At 61.9% G+C, this 23,392-nt stretch carries 3 protein-coding genes; 2 read left to right on the top strand and 1 reads right to left on the bottom strand.

All coding sequences use genetic code 11. From position 1 onward, the window contains the following. Positions 1-267 precede the first annotated feature (267 nt). A complete protein-coding gene (locus tag AC3ITY_RS22685) occupies positions 268-11,019 on the top strand; it encodes a peroxidase family protein (RefSeq protein WP_489305094.1) in 10,752 nt (3,583 codons plus the stop codon). A 199-nt stretch (positions 11,020-11,218) separates the two neighbouring features. Here AC3ITY_RS22685 and AC3ITY_RS22680 read toward each other — a convergent pair whose 3' ends face one another. Continuing rightward, a complete protein-coding gene (locus AC3ITY_RS22680; RefSeq protein WP_489305093.1) occupies positions 11,219-11,596 on the bottom strand; it encodes a hypothetical protein in 378 nt (125 codons plus the stop codon). A gap of 468 nt (positions 11,597-12,064) precedes the next feature. Between AC3ITY_RS22680 and AC3ITY_RS22675 the strand changes: the two genes are divergently transcribed. Next, entirely contained in the window at positions 12,065-23,296 is an 11,232-nt protein-coding gene (locus AC3ITY_RS22675; protein WP_489305092.1) for a peroxidase family protein, read from the top strand. The last annotated feature ends 96 nt before the right edge of the window (positions 23,297-23,392 follow it).

The following is a 23,392-nucleotide window of genomic DNA, read 5'->3' as shown; positions in this document are numbered from 1 at the left end:
TTTCGTTCTTTTTCAGAGGGAAGGAGCTGTCCAGGACGTTCGCCTTCACTTCCAGATTCCATGGCCCGCCCAGGGCTCGAATTCGCTCTGCCTGATCGCCCGGCGAGCAATTCATTTCGCGAATTCCAGGCGCGTATCCCGGGTCCCGGGTAACGCCAGCTCTCGCTAAAAAACATAACCAACAAACTGCGCAAGCCAGCACTTGACTTGGCGCGGCGGGACTTTCTCGTCCCGTGCCTTTACCCAGACATATCGAGGGCAATCCAAATGGCCAACTTTAATCAATCCGATCTTGAGTTCATTCTCCAGCAGATTTTCATCTCGGAGGCAAACTCGGCTGGTCAGTTGCTTGTCGACCTGATACCGAGCCCGGAATTTGCTTTCGGTCTGCGTACGGTCGACGGGACGTTTAACAACCTGGGTCTGGGTCAGAGCGAGTTCGGCGCAGCCGACAACTTTTTTCCGCGCTTGACCACTCCAGTCTTCAGCCCGGCTGAGGCGGGCACCTCTTACACCCAGACCAGCGGCCTGGTGATCGACTCGCAGCCGCGCACCATCAGCAACCTGATCGTCAACGATACCGCCACCAACCCGGCGGCGGTCGCGGCCACGTTCGATCCCGGTCTGGATGGCATCCTCGGCACGGTTGACGATGTCTTGAAGGCCGGTGCGCAGGTCGTTACTGGAACCCGTACCGACGGCACGACTTTCCAGACCTTTTTCATTCCTAACCAGTCGCCGGACGCGGGCCTGTCCGCGCCGTTCAACTCGTGGATGACCTTCTTCGGTCAGTTCTTCGACCACGGCCTCGACTTGGTGACCAAGGGCGGTAGCGGCACGGTGTTCATCCCGCTGCAGCCGGACGATCCGTTGTTTGTTCCGGGTAGCCCGACCAACTTCATGGTGTTGACGCGGGCCACCAACCTGCCCGGGCCCGATGGCATCCTTGGCACCGCCGATGACATTCACGAGGCTTCAAACACCACCACGCCGTTCGTCGACCAGAACCAGACCTACAGCTCGCATCCCTCGCACCAGGTGTTCCTGCGCGCCTATGAATTCGATGCCGCCGGCAAGCCGATGGCGACCGGCGAACTGATCACCAATCGTGACCTGGGCGCCGATGGCCTGTTCGGCACTGCCGACGACGTCGCAATCGGCGGGATGGCCACCTGGAAAGTGGTGAAGGCGCAGGCGCGCGACCTGCTTGGCATTAATCTTACCGATGCCGACTTCGACAACGTGCCGCTGCTCGCCACCGATGCCTACGGCAATTTCATCAAGGGCCCGAACGGCTTCCCGATGGTCATGATGAGGGGCGCGGATGGTATTGCTGATACCGCCGATGATGTTCTCGTCGAGGGAAATCCTGCTGCGCCGATCAGCCTGGTCAATGCCGTGCGCACCGGCCACCAGTTCCTCATCGATGTCGCCCATAATGCCGTTCCGGTGGACAGCCAGACCGGTGCGCCACTGACGGCCGATGCCGACCTCGTTGCCGGCGGCCCTCTGGCCGCAGGCTTCTACGACAACGAACTGCTCGACGCGCACTACATCGCCGGCGATGGCCGGGTCAACGAGAACATCGGCCTGACCACCGTCCACTCCATCTTCCACTCGGAGCACAACCGGCTGGTCCAGCAGACCAAGGACACGATCCTCGCCTCAACGGCCGCCGGCGACCTGACGTTCCTGAACCAGTGGCTGCTGACGCCCGTCACGGCTGTTCCTGCTGATCTGTCGACCTTGAACTGGAACGGTGAGCGCCTGTTCCAGGCGGCCAAGTTCGGCACCGAGATGCAGTATCAGCATCTGGTGTTCGAAGAGTTCGCGCGTACCGTTCAACCGCAAGTCGACGCCTTCTTGGACTTCGATGACACGATCAATCCGTCGATCGTCGCCGAGTTCGCGCACACGGTCTTTCGCTTCGGCCACTCGATGCTGACCGAGACCATTGACCGGCTGGACCCCAACTTCGTCTCCAGCGAGATCGGCCTGATTCAGGCCTTCCTCAACCCGCTGGCGTTTGCGACCAGCGGCCTGACCCCGGAGCAGGCGGCCGGCGCCATCGTCCGCGGCTTGACGCGCCAGGTCGGCAACGAGATCGATGAGTTCGTCACCGAAGCGGTGCGCAACAACTTGCTGGGCCTGCCGCTCGACCTGCCCGCCCTCAACATCGCGCGCGGCCGCGATACCGGCATCCCGTCCTTGAACGCGGCGCGCCGTGAATTCTACGCCGGCACCGGCGACAACCAACTGAAGCCCTACACCAGCTGGGTTGATTTGGTGCAACACCTGAAGCACCCGGAATCGCTGATCAACTTCATCGCCGCCTACGGCACGCACGCCTCCATTACCAACGCCACCACGCTCGACGCGAAACGCGCAGCGGCCACGCTCCTGGTGTTGGGCGGCGTCGGTGAGCCGGCGGATCGCCTGGACTTCCTCAACAGCACCGGCGTCTATGCCAACCTGGCAAATGGGGCAACCATTACCGGCGTTGATGCCATCGACTTCTGGGTCGGCGGCCTGGCCGAGGAAAAAATGCCGTTCGGCGGCATGCTCGGCTCGACCTTCAACTTCGTCTTCGAGGACCAGCTCGAGAAGCTGCAGAACGGCGACCGGCTCTACTACCTGCACCGCACCCAGGGACTCAACTTCCTGAGCGAGCTCGAGAACAACTCGTTCGCCAAGATGGTGATGCTCAACACCGACGCGACCCATCTCCCGGCCCTCATGTTCTCGACCCCGACCTTTACTCTCGAGGTCGACCCCACCAGGCAGTTCAACCGGAGCGTGATTGCCGGTCTGGACGGCATTGTGGGCACCGCCGACGACCTGCCTGGCAACACCGATCCCACTGGCGGCACCATGATCAACGGCGTCGTGATCACGCCGCTGGTCATCCGCGACAACCCCAACACGGTCGGGCCCGATACCAACTACCTGCAGTACACCGGCGAAGACCATGTCGTGCTCGGCGGCACCGCCGGCAATGACATTCTCGTCTCTGGCGACGGCGACGACACGCTCTGGGGCGACGCCGGTAATGATCGCCTCGAAGGCGGCTACGGCAATGACGAGATCGAGGGTGGCGATGGCGACGACATCATCACCGACATGGGCGGCGACGACGTCATCCACGGTGAGGCCGGCAACGACGTCATCCACGGCGGCAACGGCACCAATATCATCCTCGGCGGTGACGGCAACGATTTCATCGTCACCGGCGAGGACTTTTCGGAGGTCTTCGCTGGCGCTGGCGATGACTTCATGCTCGGCAGCCGGCTGAACTTACAAATGATGGGCGGCGATGGCGACGACTGGATCGAGATCGGGACCCAGGACGGCGCCCCCGGCGACAATTTCGCCGGTAACCTGCCACTGGCTTTGCTGACAGAGTTGATCAGCGGCAACGACGTCTTCAGCGGTGACGGCGGCTTCGATGAAATGATCGGTGAAGGCGGCGATGACATCTTCATCGGCAGTGAGGGCCCGGACAAGATGTTGGGCATGTCCGGTTTCGACTGGGCCACCTACAAGAATGATCATTACGGCGTAACTGTGGACATGAGCCGCATCGCATTCGAGCAATCGGCCCTGTCGCCTTCAGTTGCAGGCGTGCATACCAAGTTCCCTCAGGTGGAAGGTCTGTCGGGGTCGGCGTTCAGCGACATGCTGACCGGCGATGATGCCGACGCGGCCACGATCGCCGCTGCCGGTGCCCAAGGCAGCGTGCTCACCAATATTGACCTCGTCGCCGGTCTGCGGGCGTTTCTTGGCGCGGCTGCAGCCGGCCCGGACGGTATCCTGGGCACGGCAGACGATCAGTTCGGCGCGGGCAACATCCTCCTCGGCGGTGGTGGCAGCGACATCATCGAAGGCCGCGGCGGTGACGACCTGATCGACGGCGACATGTGGCTGAATGTGCGCATCAGCGTGCGCCAGAACCTTGACGGAACTGGGCCGGAGATTGCCACCTTCGACAGCATGGAGCCCATGATCCCGTTCATGCTCGATGGCACCTACAACCCCGGTCAGTTGGTCATCGTCCGCGAGATCCTGACGGCGGCCCCCGCCTTCGACACGGCCTTGTTCACTGGCAACCGGCTCGACTATACCGTCACCACTGTGGGCGGCGTGACCACCGTGGCCGACAGCGTCGTCGGGCGCGACGGCACCGACCGCCTGACCAATATCGAGCGGCTGCAGTTCAACGATCAGTCGCTCACCCTGCCAGGCGGGGTCGGGCTCAACAACGACCCGCTGGGCTTGCTGGCCATCCTCGATGCTGCCAGCAACACCCCGGACGCTACGCCAACCACGGGTCAACTGCTGAGGGTATCGGCTGCCGGCGTGACCGATGCCGACAACGCCGGCGGTGCCATCACCGGACCGATCGCCTTCTACTGGCAGTTCGAAGCAGTCCCGGGTACGGGCGTCTTTCAGGACATCACCCGTATTGCGGACGGGGGCGCAGCATTGGCGCACATAACCGGGCCGACCTTCAGGGTGACCCCGGATCTCGCCGGGCTGGAGTTGCGCGTCAGGGCCGTTTATAAGGATCAAAATGGTGTGCTTGAGACTGCGTTCTCTGCTCCAACCGCAGCGGTCGTAGCCGGCGTTGCTCCGCCACCGGCAGCCCCGCTGCCGGTCGAGACTCCGGTCGCCAGCACCGGTGTGCACTATATCCGGGCCGATCTGCAGTTCATTCTCGATCAGATTCTGATCTCGGAAAGGAATGCGGCCGGTGAGGATCTTCTCAGCATGCTGCCAAATGCACGGGTGCCTTTGGGCCTGCGCACGGTCGACGGGTCGTTCAACAACCTGGTGGCGGGTCAGAACGCGTTCGGTGGAGCCGACACGATCTTCCCGCGACTGGTTCCGGCGCAGTTCGATACGGCGGAGGCGGGCACCTCTTACGCCCAGACCAGCGGCCTGGTGACCGACTCGCAGCCTCGCACCATCAGCAATCTGATCGCCGACAACACCGCCACCAACCCGGCGGCGGTCGCGGCCACGTTCGATCCCGGTCTGGATGGCATCCTCGGCACGGTTGACGATGTCTTGAAGGACGGTGCGCAGGTGGTTACTGGAACCCGTACCGACGGCACGACGTTCCAGACCTTTTTCATGCCTAACGAGGCGCCGGACGCAGGTCTGTCCGCACCGTTCAATACCTGGATGACCTTCTTCGGTCAGTTCTTCGACCACGGCCTCGACCTGGTGACCAAGGGCGGCAGCGGCACGGTGTTCATCCCGCTGCAACCGGACGATCCGCTGTTCGTCCCGGGCAGCCCGACCAACTTCATGGTGTTGACGCGGGCCACCAACCTGCCCGGGCCCGATGGCATCCTCGGCACCGCCGACGACATTCACGAGGCTGCAAACACCACCACGCCGTTCGTCGACCAGAACCAGACCTATACCTCGCACCCTTCGCACCAGGTGTTCCTGCGCGCCTACGAGTTCAATGCCGCCGGCGAGCCGGTGGCGACCGGCAAGCTGATCACCAATCGTGACCTGGGCGCCGATGGCCTGTTCGGCACTGCCGACGACGTCGAAATCGGCGGGATGGCCACCTGGAAAGTAGTAAAGGCGCAGGCGCACGACTTGCTTGGCATTAATCTTACCGATGCCGACTTCGACAACGTGCCGCTGCTCGCCACCGATGCCTACGGCAATTTCATCAAGGGCCCGAACGGCTTCCCGATGGTCATGATGAGGGGCGCGGATGGTATTGCTGATACCGCCGATGATGTTCTCGTCGAGGGTAATCCGGCGGCGCCGATCAGCCTGGTCAATGCCGTGCGCACCGGCCACCAGTTCCTCATCGATATCGCCCACACCGCCGTTCCGGTGGACAGCCAGACCGGCGCGCCACTGACGGCTGATGCCGACCTCGTTGCCGGCGGCCCGGTGGCCGCAGGCTTCTACGACAACGAGCTGCTCGACGCGCACTACATCGCCGGCGACGGCCGGGTCAACGAGAACATCGGCCTGACCACCGTCCACTCCATCTTCCACTCGGAGCACAACCGTCTGGTCCAGCACACCAAGGATGTGGCCATCGCCTCCAACGATGTCAACTTCCTGAACCAGTGGTTGATGCCCGATGCCCAATTGTTGGTGTTGCCAACAACCGCGGCTGAGATCGCTGCCCTGCACTGGAACGGAGAGCGCCTGTTCCAGGCGGCGAAATTCGGTACCGAGATGCAGTACCAGCACCTGGTGTTCGAAGAGTTCGCGCGTACCATTCAGCCGAACATCGATCCCTTCCTTGGCGAACACCAAAATTATCAAACCGAGATCGACCCGGCGATCGTCGCCGAGTTCGCGCACGCGGTCTACCGCCTCGGCCACTCGATGCTGGTCGAGACCATCGACCGGCTGGACCCCAACTTCGTCTCGAGCGAGGTCGGCCTGATTCAGGCCTTCCTCAATCCGCTGGCGTTTGCGGCCAGCGGCCCGACCCCGGAGCAGGCGGCCGGTGCCATCGTCCGCGGCGTAACGCGCCAGGTCGGCAACGAGATCGATGAGTTCGTCACCGAAGCGGTGCGCAACAACTTGCTGGGCCTGCCGCTCGACCTGCCCGCCCTCAACATCGCGCGCGGTCGTGATACCGGGCTTCCGACCCTGAACGAGGCGCGTCGTGAGTTCTACACCGCGACCGGCGACAGCAACCTGAAGCCCTACATCAGCTGGTCCGATTTGGTGCAACACCTGAAGCACCCGGAATCGCTGATCAACTTCATCGCCGCCTATGGCACGCACGCCTCCATTACCAGCGCCACCACGCTCGACGGGAAGCGCGCCGCGGCCTCTCTCCTGGTGTTGGGCGGCGCCGGCGAGCCGGCGGACCGGCTGGACTTCCTCAATAGCACCGGCACCTGGGCGAGTGGCCCGACCGGCGTCACCATTACCGGTCTGGACAACATCGACCTCTGGATCGGTGGCCTCGCCGAGGAAAAAATGCCGTTTGGCGGCATGCTCGGCTCGACCTTCAACTTCGTGTTCGAGACCCAGATGGAGAAGCTGCAGAACGCCGACCGCTTCTACTACCTGGAACGCAACGCGGGGCTTAACTTCGTCACCGAGTTGGAGAACAACTCGTTCGCGAGACTGGTGATGGCCAACACGGATGCGACCCACCTCCCAGCCGTCATGTTCTTGACTCCGGCCTTTACCCTCGAGGTCGATCCGACCAGGCAGTTCAACGCGAGCGTGATTGCCGGGCCGGATGGCATATTGGTCGACAATCCATTGACGCCAGTCAATGAGGCAGCCGACAACCTGCCGGGCAATGCCGACCCTGTCGGCGGCATCCTCCTCACGCCGCTGGTCATTCGGGACAACCCTGCGACGGTCGGCCCTGATACCAACTACCTGCAGTACACCGGCGAAGACCATGTGGTGCTCGGTGGCTCGGCCGCCAATGACATTCTCGTATCTGGCGACGGCGACGACACGCTCTATGGCGACGGTGGCAATGACCGCCTCGAGGGTGGCAACGGCAACGACTTCATGGTCGGGGGCGACGGCGACGACATCATCACCGACATGGGCGGCGACGACACCATTCATGGCGGCGACGGCAACGACGTCATCCACAGTGGCAACGGCCTGAATCTGAACCTCGGCGGCTTCGGCAAGGACTTCATCGTCACCGGTGAGGACTCCTCGGAGGTCTTCGGTGGCGCGGGCGACGACTTCATCATGGGCAGTATCGCCGACGAACAACTGATGGGTAACGAAGGTGACGACTGGATCGAGAGGGGAACCGCCGATGGTGCTCCCGGCGACAATTTCGACCCGAACGGGCTCGACTTGATACGCGGTAACGACATCTTCATCGGCACCGGCTCGCCCGACAGATTCATGGCCGAAGGCGGCGACGACATCATGTTCGGCAACGGCGGCGCGGGCGACCGCTACCTGGGTGGTTCCGGTTACGACTGGGCCGGTTTCAAGGACGACCCGTTCGGCGTGTCCGTCGACCTGGGCCTCGCCGACATCGCTATCGCGCCGCCACTGCCGGAGTTGGCCGCAACCGTGGCTCGGTTCCAACTGGTGGAAGGTCTGACTGGATCGCACTTCAGCGACATCCTGCGTGGCGATGATGCCGATGCCACCGTGATCGCGGCTGCCGGTGCTCAGGGCAGCGTGCTCACCAACTTCGACCTGGTCAGCGGCCTGCGCTCGTTCGTCGGCACCGCAGCAGCCGGCCCGGACGGCATTGTGGGCACGGCAGACGATCAGTTCGGCGCCGGCAACATCGTCCTCGGCGGCGGCGGCAGCGACATCATCGAAGGTGGTGGTGGCGATGACCTGATCGACGGTGACAAGTGGCTCAACGTACGTATCAGCGTGCGGCAGAACATTGATGGCACAGGTCCGGAGATCGCAACGTTCGACAGCATGGTCCCGTTGGTGCCGCTCATGCTCAACGGCACTTACAACCCCGGCCAACTTGTCGCCGTCCGTGAGATCCTGACGGATGCGCCTGACCCCCTTAACCCTGGCCATTCCTTCGACACGGCCCTGTACACCGGCCTTCTGGCCGACTACACCGTCATCGAGAACGTCGACGGCACGATCACCGTGACCGACAGCGTCGTCGGTCGGGACGGTACTGACAGGCTCAGCAATGTCGAGCGGCTGCAGTTCGCCGATCAGTCGCGGGTCCTGGTGTCGGGCTTGAACGCCGAGCCGGTGGGCTTGCTGAGGATCGACGATGGCACGCCGGCCGTCGGCCAGGTGCTGACGGTATCGGCGGCAGGCGTCACTGATGCCGACAATACCGCGACCGGCGGTGCGATCACCGGTCCCATCGCCTTCGTATGGCAGGTCGAAACGAACCCAGGCACCGGTATCTTCGACGACATTGGTATTGCGATCGGAGGTGGACTAGGAACCGCGACCGGCTCGACCTTCACGGTGACCGCGGCTGAGCTGGGACTGGCGCTGCGCGTCAGGGCCATCTATCAGGACGGCCACGGCGTGCTGGAAAGCATATTCTCGGCGCCGACCGCGCCAACTGCGCCGCTCGGCGGCAGCCCCGTCAACGTCCTGCCGGTTGGCACTGTGCTGATCAGCGATACGACCCCGACGGAAGGCTCAGCCTTGACCGCCACGGATGCGTTCACCGACGCCAACGGGACCACGACCTCGGTGATTACCCATCAGTGGCAGGTGGGGAGCGGTGCGATCTTTGCCGACATCGCCGGCGCGACGGGCACGACCTTCACGCCCGGCCAGGCGCAGGTCGGTCAGCAACTGCGTGTCGTCGCGAGTTACACCGATGACCTCGGCACACTTGAGCAAGTCACCTCTGGCGCAACGACAGTGGTCGGTGATCTGTTTGTCGGTACCGCCGGTGTCGACATATGGACCGGCACGGCAGGCGACGACGTGGCCAGCGGAGGTGCTGGCAACGACATCCTGAACGCCTTGGGCGGCAACGACATCCTCAATGGTGACGCGGGCAACGACTTCCTCAATGGTGGTGCGGGTGCTGACCAGATGGTCGGTGGCACCGGCAACGATACCTACCGCGTCGATTCAGTCGGGGACGTGGTGGTCGAGTTGGCGGGTGAGGGTCAGGATTCCGTACAGACCTCGCTGGCCAGCTTCACACTGAGCGCCAATCTCGAGCACCTGCTCTACCTCGGAGTCGGCAACTTTGTCGGCACCGGCAACGCGTCGAATAACGTCATGACCGGAGGGGTGGGTAATGACACCCTCAGCGGCGGCGCCGGCAACGACACCTTGATCGGCGGCGCCGGCAACGATTTCCTCAATGGCGGTGCGGGTAATGACCGGATGGTCGGCGGAGCCGGCAACGATACCTACCGCGTCGATTCCGCCGCGGACGGGGTGGTCGAGTTGGCGGGTGGCGGTGCGGATTCGGTACAGACCACGCTGGCCAGTTACACACTGGGCGCCAATGTCGAACATCTGCTCTACCTCGGAACCGGCAACTTCGTCGGCAATGGCAACGCGTTGAGTAACGTCATGACCGGTGGGGTGGGTAATGACAGCCTCAACGGCGGTGACGGCAACGACACATTGATGGGGGGCGCCGGCAATGACGTCCTCACGGGTGGTGCGGGTAATGACGCGATGGTCGGCGGAGCCGGCAACGATACCTACCGCGTCGATTCTGCCGGGGACCTGGTGGTCGAGTTGACGGGTGAGGGTGCGGATTCCGTACAGACGTCTGTAACCAGTTACACACTGGGTGCCAATGTCGAGCATCTGCTCTACACCGGCGTCGGCGACTTCGTCGGCACCGGCAACGCGTCGAACAACGTCATGACCGGTGGGGTGGGTAATGACAGCCTCAACGGCGGTGACGGCAACGACACATTGATGGGTGGCGCCGGCAACGACGTCCTCACGGGTGGTGCGGGTGCTGACCGGATGGTCGGCGGAGCCGGCAACGATACCTACCGCGTCGATTCTGTCGCGGACGCGGTGATCGAAGTGGGGAATAACGGTGAGGACTCCGTACAGACGTCGCTGAGCAGTTACTTACTGGGGGCCAATGTCGAGCATCTGCTCTACACCGGAGCCGGCGACTTCGTCGGCACCGGCAACGCGTCGAACAACGTCATCACCGGTGGGGTGGGTAATGACAACCTCAACGGCGATGCCGGCAACGACACACTGTTGGGTGGTGCCGGCAACGACATCATCGATGGCGGTGCCGGCAACGATAGTGTTGCTGGCGGTGCTGGCAACGATACGATGAATGCCGGCAGTGGCGAGGATGTCTTCGTGTTCACCGCGGGCTTCGGCAACGACCGGATCACCAGCTTCGATACCAACGCGGCGGGCGGCCAGGATCTGCTCGATTTCACCGCGCTCAACATCACGGCTGCGACCTTTGGCAGCAGCGTCACCATCGCCGATGTCGGTGCGGATACGTTGGTCACCTTCGGCGCTGACTCTATCACCCTGGTAGGTGTGGCCGACGCAACAACCGTCACTGCCACAGACTTCGTTCTGGCCACTTGAGGTCCCGGTCAGTACTGGCGCAGGGAGCGTGCACATCAGAGGGGAGGGCAATGGATGCCCTCTCTTTCTCCTTCCACTCAATTGCCTCATGAATGCATTCGTTGTGGGAATTCAGGGAGGGCTGAATCGACCAGGTTTTTGCAGCGATAGCGATGATCATGGCGTTGCGAGCTGCTCTCGCATAATCGGAGACGTTTTTCTATTTTTCCGGCGTGAAATAGCTCTTTTCAATAGCTTTGCGGGTCGAGGCAATGATTTCCTTGTGAGTTCGTTCATTCTCGACTGCTCGGGACAGGACTAGCGCTCCCACACATTGAGCGATGACGGCCCATGCCGCATCAGGGCTACCGAGACGATCGGCCCAGGCTTTCTGTATTTGCTTCAGGCCTTTTTCGACGGCCAGCCGTACCTCCGGTTCGGCGCGTGCAATCTCTCCACCCAAGGCTGGAAGGACACAACCCTCTTCTGGATGAAGGACATGAAAGGTACTTGGGTAGTTACGCGCTGCGACGTTATTCCTTTGTTTTATGCACTCCGGGCAGTAAGAAATAACATTTCGCTCTATACCTGCACTCAACTTCCTATATGTCTTTTAAAAACAGCTAGTTGTGTCGCCTAACGCCAGTCGTCAGTTTTAGCGACGTAATATTGACAAAGGTTTGCTATGGAACTTTAGTCTTAGTTATCGGGGGGACCCGCCCGCCTGAAGCTTGCCATCGCTTTGGCAACGCAAGGCGCGGTGATTCTCCTGAGAGGAGCAGAATTATGTCGATCATTTCGTGCTTTTGCAGAGGGAAGGGGCTGTCCAGGACGTTCGCCTTCACTTCCAGATTCCATGGCCCGCCCAGGGCTCGAATCCGCTCTGCCTGATCGCCCGGCGAGCAATTCATTTCGTGAATTCCAGGCGCGTATCCCGGGTCCCGGGTAACGCCAGAGCTCTCGCTAAAAAACATAACCAACAAACTGCGCAAGCCAGCACTTGACTTGGCGCGGGAGGGTTTTCTCGTCCCGTGCCTTTACCCAAATAGATCGAGGGCAATCCAAAATGGCCAATTTCAGCAAGTCGGACCTGGAGTTCATCCTCAAGCAAATCTTCATCGCAGAAGCGAATGCAGACGGCGCCAGCCTCATTGATTTGCTTCCCAACACTCAGGTGCCATTCGGCCTGCGTACCGTCGATGGCAGCTTCAACAACCTGGTCACCGGCCAGGCCGAGTTTGGCGCCTCGGACAATACCTTCCCGCGCCTGCTTGATCCCTCGTTTCTGGATGCATACGCCGGGACAGGGAATGTGACCGATCCGCAACCACGGATTATCAGTAACCTGGTTGTCGATCAGACCGCCAACAACCCGGCGGCCTATGCCTCAGCGTTCGACCCGGGCCTGGACGGTGTGCTCAACTTCGGCGTGGTGGGTGCGGGTAATGACGACGTACTCAAGGATGGCGTACAGATAGTCACCAGCCCCGGGCTGGATGGCGTGTTCGGCACGGCCGATGACAAGGATGTGTTCTTCTTTCCCAACGTGTCGCCGGACGTCGGCCTGACCGCCAGCTTCAACTCGTGGATGACCTTCTTCGGCCAGTTCTTCGACCACGGTCTCGACCTGGTCACCAAGAGCGCTACCGACTTCGTGTTTATTCCGCTGCAGGCGGACGATCCGTTGTTCGTACCGGGCAGCCCGACCAACTTCATGGTACTGCCACGTGCGGTGCGTACCGCCGGCGCGGACGGAATAGTCGGCACCACCGATGATGGCCAGACCAACACCACCTCGCCATTCGTCGACCAGAGCCAGACCTACAGCTCGCACCCGTCGCATCAGGTGTTCCTGCGCGAGTACGTCCTCAACGCGGCAGGTGATCCTGTTGCAACGGGGCGCTTGATTACCAACCGCGATCTCGGCGCCGATGGCCTGTTCGGCACGGCCGATGATGGCAGTGGCGAAAATGGCGGCATGGCGACCTGGAAGGTGGTCAAGGCCCAGGCCCGTGACATTCTCGGCATCAACCTGACTGACGCCGATGTACACAACGTGCCGTTGCTGGCAACCGATGCGTACGGCAACTTCATCCGCGGGCCGAACGGCATGCCGCAGGTGGTGATTCGCATCAGTAACGGCGCTGACGGCATCGCGGGGACGGCTGATGACGTCACTCAACTGGTCGAAGGCAACCGGGCAGCTCCGATCAGTCTGGCCAACGCCGTGAGCGCCGGGCATGGCTTCCTCGACGACATCGCCCACAATGCCGCGCCGGTCGTCGTCGGTGGGGTACTGCAGGCGGATGCCGACATCGCTGTCGGCAATGCGCAGCCCGTTGACGCGGGCGGCAACAACCTGACCTATGACAACGAACTGCTCGACGCCCACTACATTGCCGGCGACGGCCGGGTGAACGAGAACATTGGCCTGACCACCGTGCACCATGTGTTCCACTCTGAGCACAACCGCCTGGTCCAGCAAACCAAGGACACCCTCATTGCCGCCGGCGATCTGGTCTTCCTCAATGAGTGGCTGGTAGTCGACGTGGCTGCAATACCGACTACACCTGCCGAGATCGCGGCGTTGGTGTGGGACGGCGAACGCCTGTTCCAGGCTGCCAAGTTCGGCACCGAGATGCAGTACCAGCACCTGGTGTTCGAGGAATTCGCGCGGACTATCCAGCCGCAGGTCGACGAATTCCTTGCACCCAGCGGCTATGACACTTCGATCAACCCGGCAATTCTCGCCGAGTTCGCCCACGTGGTGTACCGCTTCGGTCACTCGATGTTGACCGAGACCGTCGATCGCTTCGACCCCGCGTTCAATCCGCTGCTCACTGACCCGACCAACCCGGACTCGCAACTCGGCCTGATCGCGGCCTTCCTCAATCCGCTGGCGTTCGCCAGCAGCGGGGTGACTGCGGACCAGGCGGCAGGAGCGATCATTCGCGGTGTGACCCGCCAGGTCGGCAACGAACTCGATGAGTTTGTCACCGAAGCGTTGCGCAACAACCTGCTCGGTTTGCCGCTCGATTTGCCGAGCCTGAACATGGCGCGTGGTCGCGACACCGGCATCCCCACGTTGAATGAGGCGCGCCGTGAGTTCTACGCGTCAACCGGCGACAGCCAACTCAAGCCGTATATCAGTTGGGCTGACCTGGCGGACAGCCTCAAGCACCCCGAGTCGCTGATCAACTTCATCGCGGCCTATGGCACGCATGCCTCGATCACGGCGGCGACCACGCTGGCAGACAAACGCGCTGCGGCCTTTTTGCTGGTATTCAATGGTGCGGGTTCGCCGGCTGACCGCCTGGACTTCCTCAACAGCACCGGAGCCTATGCCAACGTAACGACGGCCGGCAGGGATGGAGTACTGGGTACTGCCGATGACCTGACGGGTGTGACAGTCACGGGCGTCGACGACATCGACTTCTGGGTCGGTGGCCTCGCCGAACAGAAGATGCCGTTCGGCGGCATGCTCGGCTCGACGTTCAACTTCGTGTTTGAAACCCAGATGGAGGCGTTGCAGAACGGCGACCGCTTCTACTACCTGTCGCGTACCGCGGGCCTGAACTTCGGCACTGAACTTGAGAACAACTCCTTTGCCAAGCTGATCATGCTCAACACCGATGTCACCCACCTGGCGAACACCGTGTTTCTGACGCCGACGTTCACTCTCGAAGTGAATCAGGCCGCCCAGTTCACAGGCCTGGGCGTGGACAGCCGTGCCGATCCGACGGGCGGCATCATGATCAACGGCGTGGAAGTCGTGCCGCTGGTGATTCGCGACAACCCCGACACCGTGGGGCCGGACACCAATTATCTGCAGTACACCGGTGAAGACCATGTCGTCATGGGCGGCACCGCCGGCAATGACATCATCATTTCCGGTGACGGCGATGACACCCTTTACGGCGACGCCGGCAACGACCGTCTCGAAGGTGGTGCCGGGAACGATGCGGTACTGGGCGGCGCGGGCGATGACATCATCTCCGACTCGTTCGGCGACAACCGTCTGGAGGGCAATGCCGGTAACGATGTGATCGTGGCCGGCAGCATGCTTGCTGCAGGCAACCTGATCCTGGGTGGCGATGGCCAGGATTTCATCATCACCACCGAAGACATCAGCATCACCTTCGGCGGTCAGGGTGACGACTTCATCCTCGGTGCCAAGACCAACCTGCCACCTACCGGCAACGAAGGTGATGACTGGATCGAGAAGGGCACCCAGGACGGTGCGCCTGGCGACAACTTCTCGCCGTTGCTCAATGACGATGTGATCGGCAACGACATCTTTGTCGGTGGTGGCGGCTTCGACGAAATGATCGGCGAGGGTGGCGATGACATCTTTGTCGGCAGCGATGCCCAGGACAAGATGGACGGCATGTCCGGCTTCGACTGGGTAACCTACAAGAACGACAAGGTTGGCGTGACCGTTGACCTGAGCCTGGCCGCACTGGCGCAGCCCCACGGCAATACACCCAACCAGAATGCCGGCATATTCAATCCGGTCGGCGCCTCGCCCGCCTCGATTCTTGACCGTTTTGCCGAGGTCGAAGGCTTGTCCGGTTCGAGTTTCGGCGATGTGCTCAAAGGCGACAATGTTGATGCAGTCACTATCATCAACCACGGCGGTACCACGGGCAGTGCGCTGACCAATGTCGCGTTGATCCGCGGCCTGGATCAGTTCCTGGCCGATGCCGGTTTGCCGGTCACCGGCTTTGCCACTGGCAACATCATCCTCGGCGGCAATGGCAGTGACCTGATCGAAGGCCGCGGTGGCGATGATCTGATCGATGGCGACAAATGGATCAACGTCAGAATTGCCGTTTATGCCGCCGGCGACGTCAACCATACCGGCCCTGAGATCGCTACCTTCGACAGCATGGTCGATATGATTCCGTTCATGCTGGACGGTACCTTTAACCCGGGTCAACTCAAGGCCGTGCGGGAAATCATGCCCGGTACCTCAACGGGCGGGGCGGCCTTCGACACCGCCATTTTCTCCGGGCTTCAGGCCGAGTATACGGTTACTGTTGACGACCGCGGCACGGCCACTTTGGCGGACGATGTCTATACAGTGATAGATAGCGTAGCGGGTCGCGACGGCACCGATACTCTGCTGCATATCGAACGCCTGCAATTCGCCGATGACCAGCTAGTGCTGGTACCGGGGCAGAATGCCCAACCGGTTGGCAGTCCGACCGTTTCGGATGGCAACGGCGGGGCGATAACAGTGGGCGACACGCTAACGGTCAGTGTGGCCGGGGTGCGCGATGCCAACAACGTCGCGGCGGGTAATCCGCAGGGCTTTATCACCAACTCCTCGGTGTCCTACATCTGGCAGTTCGAGGCAACCCCAGGCAGCGGCGTATTCGAGGACATCATCCTGTTGCCGGCTGGCGACCTGGCGTTCCAAAGCGCCGACGGCACCGCGTTCAAGGTCTCTCCTGACCTCGCCGGGTTGTCGTTGCGGGTCAAGGCGATCTATCAGGACGGTCACGGCACCACGGAGATCCTGTTCTCCACGCCGACGGCTGCCATAGTCGCCGGTGCACCGGTCACGCCAACGGCGGCGGTACCTGTAGTCGATGCCACCTCGGGTGGTGCAGGCCTGCACATGGTCCGCTCCGACCTCAACTTCATCCTCGACCAGATCAAGATTGCCGAGGCTGATGCGGCCGGTCAGGACATCCTCTCGCTGATCCCGAACATCCGCGCGCCGTTGGGCCTGCGTTCGGTCGACGGGTCGAACAACAACCTGATGAACCTCAACGGCAACAATCACACCGAGTTTGGTGCCGCCGATAACGTCTTCCCTCGCTTGACCGATCCGGTCTTCAATCCGGCGGAAGGGGGAACGTCGTATGCGCAGAACAGCGGCCTTGTGATTGACTCGCAGCCACGCACCATCAGTAACCTGATCGTCGATCAGACGGCGAACAACCCGGCGGCCTATGCCACGGCTTTCAACCCGGGCCTGGACGGTGTGCTCAACTTCGGCGCGGTGGGTAACGACGATGTGCTCAAGGATGGCGTACAGATTGTCGCCAGCCCCGGCCTGGATGGTCAGTTCGGTACTGCCGATGATCACGATGTGTACTTTTTCGAGAACACCACGGCGGACGCGGGGTTGTCCGCGCCATTCAACGCCTGGATGACCTTCTTCGGGCAGTTCTTCGATCATGGTCTGGACCTGGTCACCAAAGGTGGTTCGGGCACCGTCTTCATTCCGCTGCAACCGGATGATCCGCTGTTTGTGCCAGGCGGCAACACCAACTTCATGGTGCTGAGCCGCGCGACCAACCTGCCAGGGGCGGATGGCATTCTCGGCACGGCCGACGACATCCATGAGCAAACCAACACCACCTCACCGTTCGTGGACCAGAACCAGACCTATAGCTCGCACCCGTCGCACCAGGTGTTCCTGCGCGCTTATCAAATGACCGCCGACGGCCCCATAGCGACTGGCAGGTTGATCACCAACCGTGACCTGGGGGTGGATGGCCAGTTTGGTACCGCGGACGACGTCGAAATCGGTGGCATGGCGACCTGGAAGGTGGTCAAGGCGCAAGCCCGTGACATTCTCGGCATCAACCTGACCGATGCCGACGTCGATAATGCCCCGCTGTTGGCGACTGACGCCTATGGCAATTTCATCAAGGGGCCGAACGGCTTCCCGATGGTCGTGATGAAGGGTGTTGACGGTCTTGGCGGCACGCCTGATGACGTCCTTGTCGAAGGCGATCCGACTGCTCCCCTTGACCTGACCAATGCTGTGCGCACCGGTCACCAGTTCCTCGTCGACATTAACCACAATGCCGCGCCGGTAATCGTCGGTGGGGTTCTGCAGGCGGATGCCGACACCGCTGTCGGCAATGCGCAGCCCGTTGACGCGGGCGGCAACAACCTGACGTATGACAACGAACTGCTCGACGCTCACTACATCGCTGGCGACGGCCGGGTCAACGAGAACATCGGCCTGACCGCGGTGCATGCGATCTTCCACTCCGAGCACAACCGCCTGGTCCAGCAAACCAAGGACACCGTGCTCGATTCGGGTGACGTGGCCTTCCTCAACGAGTGGCTGCTCACTCCGGTGGCCGCATTGCCAGCTACCCAGGCTGAGTTCGATGCGCTGGTGTGGAATGGCGAGCGCTTGTTCCAGGCTGCCAAGTTCGGCACCGAGATGCAGTATCAGCACCTGGTGTTCGAGGAGTTTGCGCGGACCATCCAGCCCAACATCGACCTGTTCTTCGCACCGACCCAGGTCTATGACGTCGACCTCGATGCCTCGATCGTCGCCGAGTTCGCCCACACCGTGTACCGGTTTGGTCACTCGATGCTGACCGAGACCGTCGATCGCTTCGATATCAACTTCAACGTGGTGGGCGACGGCAATCCGAATGCCCTGGGCAATCAACAGACTGGCCTGATCGCGGCATTCCTCAACCCGTTGGCGTACGCCGCCAGTGGCGTGTCGCCAGAGGATGCGACCAGTGCGATCATACGTGGGGTAACTCGGCAAGCTGGTAACGAAATCGACGAGTTCGTCACCGAGGCGCTGCGCAATAACCTGCTCGGCCTGCCGCTCGACCTGCCGGCGCTTAACATCGCCCGTGGCCGCGACGTGGGGATTCCCTCGCTCAATGCGATCCGCCGCGACATCTACAGCCAAACCGGTGATACCCAACTCAAGCCGTACAACAGCTGGGTCGATCTGGTGCAGCACCTCAAACATCCGGAGTCGTTGATCAACTTCATCGCGGCCTATGGCACGCATGACACGATCACGGCGGCGACCACGATGGATGGCAAACGCGCTGCAGCACTGGCGCTGGTCTTCGGTGGTGTGGGTGCTCCGGCTGACCGCCTGGACTTCCTCAACAGTACCGGTGCCTTTGCCAACGTAACGCTGGCCGGCAAGGATGGGCTGGTGGGTACTGCCGACGACCTGAAGGGTGTGACGGTCACGGGCGTCGATGCCATCGACCTGTGGATTGGCGGCCTGGCCGAACAGAAAACCCCGTTCGGCGGCATGCTCGGCTCGACCTTCAACTTCGTGTTCGAGAACCAGCTGGAAAAACTGCAGGACGGCGACCGCTTCTACTACCTGGAGCGTACCTCTGGCCTGTCGATGAATGCGGAACTTGAAAGCAACTCGTTCGCCAAGCTGATCATGGCCAACACCTCGGCCACGCACTTGCCGGGCCTGGTGTTCTCGGACATGGCGTTCTATCTGGAAGTGGACCCTGGCAAGCAGTTCAACGAAGGCCTGCTCGCCCTTGATCCGCTTGGTCCGAACGGCGCGCAGGTGGTGTTCCGCGACAACCCGCTGACCGTGGGGGCGGACACCAACTACATCAAGTACACAGGTGAAGAGCACATCGTGCTGGGTGGCACCGACAACGCAGACATCCTTCTCTCGGGTGATGGCGATGATACGGTCTGGGGTGATGGCGGCAACGATCGCCTGGATGGCGGTAATGGCAACGACCAGCTGCGTGGTGGCGCCGGCGACGACATCATCACCGACACCGGTGGCGACGATAACATCCAAGGTGGCGACGGCAACGACGTGCTGCACGGAGGCAACGGCATCAACCTGATCATTGGCGGGTTCGGCAGCGACTTCATCGTGACCGGTGAGGATGCCTCCGAGGCCATTGGTGGCCAGGGTAACGACTTCATCCTGGGCAGCAAAGCCAACGAACAGGACATGGGTAACGAAGGCGACGACTGGATCGAGAAGGGCACCTCGGACGGTGCACCTGGCGACAACTTCGATCCGCTCGGCAACGATCCGGTGATCGGTCATGACGTCTACATCGGCGGCAACGAGAACGATAAGTTCAACGGCGAAGGTGGCGACGACATCATGGTCGGCAGTCTCGGCTTCGGTGACCGCTATATCGGCGGCTCCGGCTATGACTGGGCGACCTTCAAGGATCTCGCCCAGGGCGTGACCATCGATTACAGCGACCGCTTCTTCGATGTGCCAGTGCAGCCGGGTTCGGGGGCTTCGGCACTGGTGCGTTTCGACATCATGGAAGGGCTGTCGGGTTCGTCCCACGGTGACTTCCTGCGCGGTGATAACGAAGATGCGACATCGCTACCCACCGCGGGTGCCACCGGCAGTGTGCTGACCAACATCAGCCTGATCAACGGTCTGGCGGGTCTGTTGCCAGTCGGAGCGACGTTCTTCGACGGCGGCAACATCATCCTCGGTGGCAGCGGCAGCGACCTGATCGAAGGTCGCGGTGGTGACGACATCATCGATGGTGACAAGTGGCTGAACGTACGCATCAGCGTACGGGCGAACGCTGATGGCACTGGCGCGGAAATCGCCACGTTCGACAGCATGGCGCCGATGGTCCAGGCGATGCTCAACGGTACTTACAATCCGGGCCAGCTGGTCATCGTGCGGGAGATTCTGACCGGCACTGACAACTTCGACACCGCGGTGTTCTCCGGTAATGCGTCGGAGTACAGCGTCGCTGTCGATGGCAACGCCGTCATCGTGACCGACCTGGTGGCCGGGCGTGATGGCGTCGATCGCCTGACGGGCATCGAGCGTCTGCAGTTCGCAGACCAGGCGCAGGCGTCCGGCGTTGGCACCGCCTTGAACAGCGCTCCTGTGGGGCGTCTGGCGATCCTCGATGCTGCCACCGGTGCGCGTACCGATGCGTCTGTCGCCGGCCAACTGTTGCGCGTCAGCGATCAGTCGATCCGCGACGCCGACAGCGTGAGTGCGGCCAATCCGACCGGAGCGGTTACCGGTCCGGTGGCTTACTACTGGCAGGTCGAAAACATCCCTGGTTCGGGTGTCTTTGAAGACATCACCTTTTTCGCCGCTGGCGAGGTATCACGGTCGGTCGGCGCCACCTATCGGGTGGCAGATGATGTCGCCGGTCTGAGCATCCGCGTTCGGGCGGTGTATCAGGATGGCAATGGTACGCTGGAGATCGTCGATTCTGCGGGGAACAGCGCAGCGACCGCAGGACCGACCATCCTCGGGCTTGCGGTGCAGAACCAGGTGTTGACCGCCGACCCGTCGACCATCATCGACGTTGATGGTCTCAGCAATCCGCAGTTCACCTTCCAGTGGCAGGAGACCAACGGGGTCACCTTCGTTGACATCGTCGGAGCCACCGCTAGCACCTTCACGCTTGGTCAGGCTCAGGTCGGCGATCAGGTGCGCGTGGTGGTCAGTTACGTGGATGACTTTGGTACGGCCGAAAGCGTTGCGTCCGACGCCACGGCCCCGGTGGGCAATGTCAACGATGCACCGACTGGTGCGTTGCTGATCAGCGATACGACACCGGATCAAGGGCAAGTACTAACCGCACTGACGGCCGGGATTGCCGATCCGGACGGACTGGGCACATTCAGCTTCCAATGGCAGCAAGGTGTCGGGACTACCTTCACCAATATCGCCGGCGCGACTGGCGCGACCTTCACCCCTGGTGCGGCGCAGAGCAATCAGCAACTGCGGGTGATCGCGCGCTACACCGACGGCTTCGGCACACTGGAGTCGGTGACCTCTGCGGCGACGGCGGCGGTAGTGCAACTGGGTGCGGTGCAAACGGGCGACGCCCTGGCGAACACCCTCAACGGTACCGCGGGTAGTGATGTGCTGTTTGGCCTGGGCGGGAACGATACGCTCAATGGCCTGGGCGGTGTCGACCAGTTGTTTGGCGGCACTGGCGACGACATTCTCAACGGCGGGGACGGCGACGACCTCCTCAATGGCGAGGAAGGCAACGACCTTCTCGATGGCGGTGCGGGCAATGACCAGATGCTGGGCGGCGTCGGCAACGATACCTTCCGCGTCGATTCCGTCGGGGACGTGGTGGTCGAGTTGCCGGGTGAGGGTCAGGATTCCGTACAGACCACGCTGGCCAGCTTCACACTGGGTGCCGATGTCGAGCACCTGCTCTACCTCGGAGTCGGCAACTTTGTCGGCACCGGCAACGCGTCGAATAACGTCATGACCGGTGGGGTGGGTAATGACACCCTCAACGGTGGTGCCGGCAACGACACATTGATGGGTGGCGCCGGCAACGACGTCCTCACTGGCGGTACGGGTAATGACCGGATGGTCGGCGGAGCCGGCAACGATACCTTCCGCGTCGATTCCGCCGGGGACCTGGTGGTCGAGGCGTCGGGTGAGGGTGAGGATTCGGTACAGACCACGATTGCCAGTTACACACTGGGCGCCAATGTCGAGCATCTGCTCTACACCGGAACCGGCAACTTCGTCGGCACCGGCAATGCGTTGAACAACGTCATGACCGGTGGGGTGGGTAATGACACCCTCAACGGCGGTGACGGCAACGACACATTGATGGGTGGCGCCGGCAACGACGTCCTCACGGGTGGTGCGGGCAATGACCGGATGGTTGGCGGAGCCGGCAACGATACCTACCGCGTCGATTCAGCCGGGGACCTGGTGGTCGAGGTGACGGGTGAGGGTGCGGATTCCGTACAGACCACGCTGACCAGCTACACGCTGGGTGCCAATGTCGAGCATCTGCTCTACACCGGCGTCGGCAACTTCGTCGGCACCGGCAACGCGTTGAACAACATCATCACCGGTGGGGTGGGTAATGACAGCCTCAACGGCGGTGACGGCAACGACACATTGACGGGTGGCGCCGGCAACGACGTCCTCACGGGTGGTGCGGGTGCTGACCGGATGGTCGGCGGAGCCGGCAACGATACCTATCGCGTCGATTCTGCCGCGGACGCGGTGGTCGAGGTGGGGAATAACGGTGAGGACTCCGTACAAACCTCGCTGACCAGTTACTTGCTGGGGGCCAATGTCGAGCATCTGCTCTACACCGGAGTCGGCAACTTCGTCGGCACCGGCAACGCGTCGAACAACGTCATCACCGGTGGGGTGGGTAATGACACCCTCAACGGCGCTGCCGGCAACGACACACTGTTGGGTGGTGCCGGCAACGACATCATCGATGGCGGTGCCGGTAACGATAGTGTTGCTGGCGGTGCCGGCAACGATACGATGAATGCCGGCAGTGGCGAGGATGTCTTCATGTTCGCCGCGGGCTTCGGCAACGACCGGATCACCAGCTTCGATACCAATGCGGCGGGCGGCCAGGATCTGCTCAATCTCACCGCGCTCAACATCACGGCTGCGACCTTTGGCAGCAGCGTCACCATCGCCGATGTCGGTGCGGATACGTTGCTCACCTTCGGCGCTGGCTCTATCACCCTGGTAGGTGTGGCCGACGCAACAACCGTCACGGCCACAGACTTCATTCTGGCCACTTGAGGTCCTGGTCGGTACTGTCGCAGGGAGCGTGGACCACGGAGGGGAGGGCAATGGATGCCCTCCCTTTCTCTTTCCACTCTTCGGTTTTTTGTCAGC

The sequence above is a fragment of the Pseudomonas sp. GL_091 genome (assembly GCF_057837725.1).
Note: the sequence above shows the minus strand (reverse complement) of the source record. Positions and strands in the feature narration are given on the sequence as shown.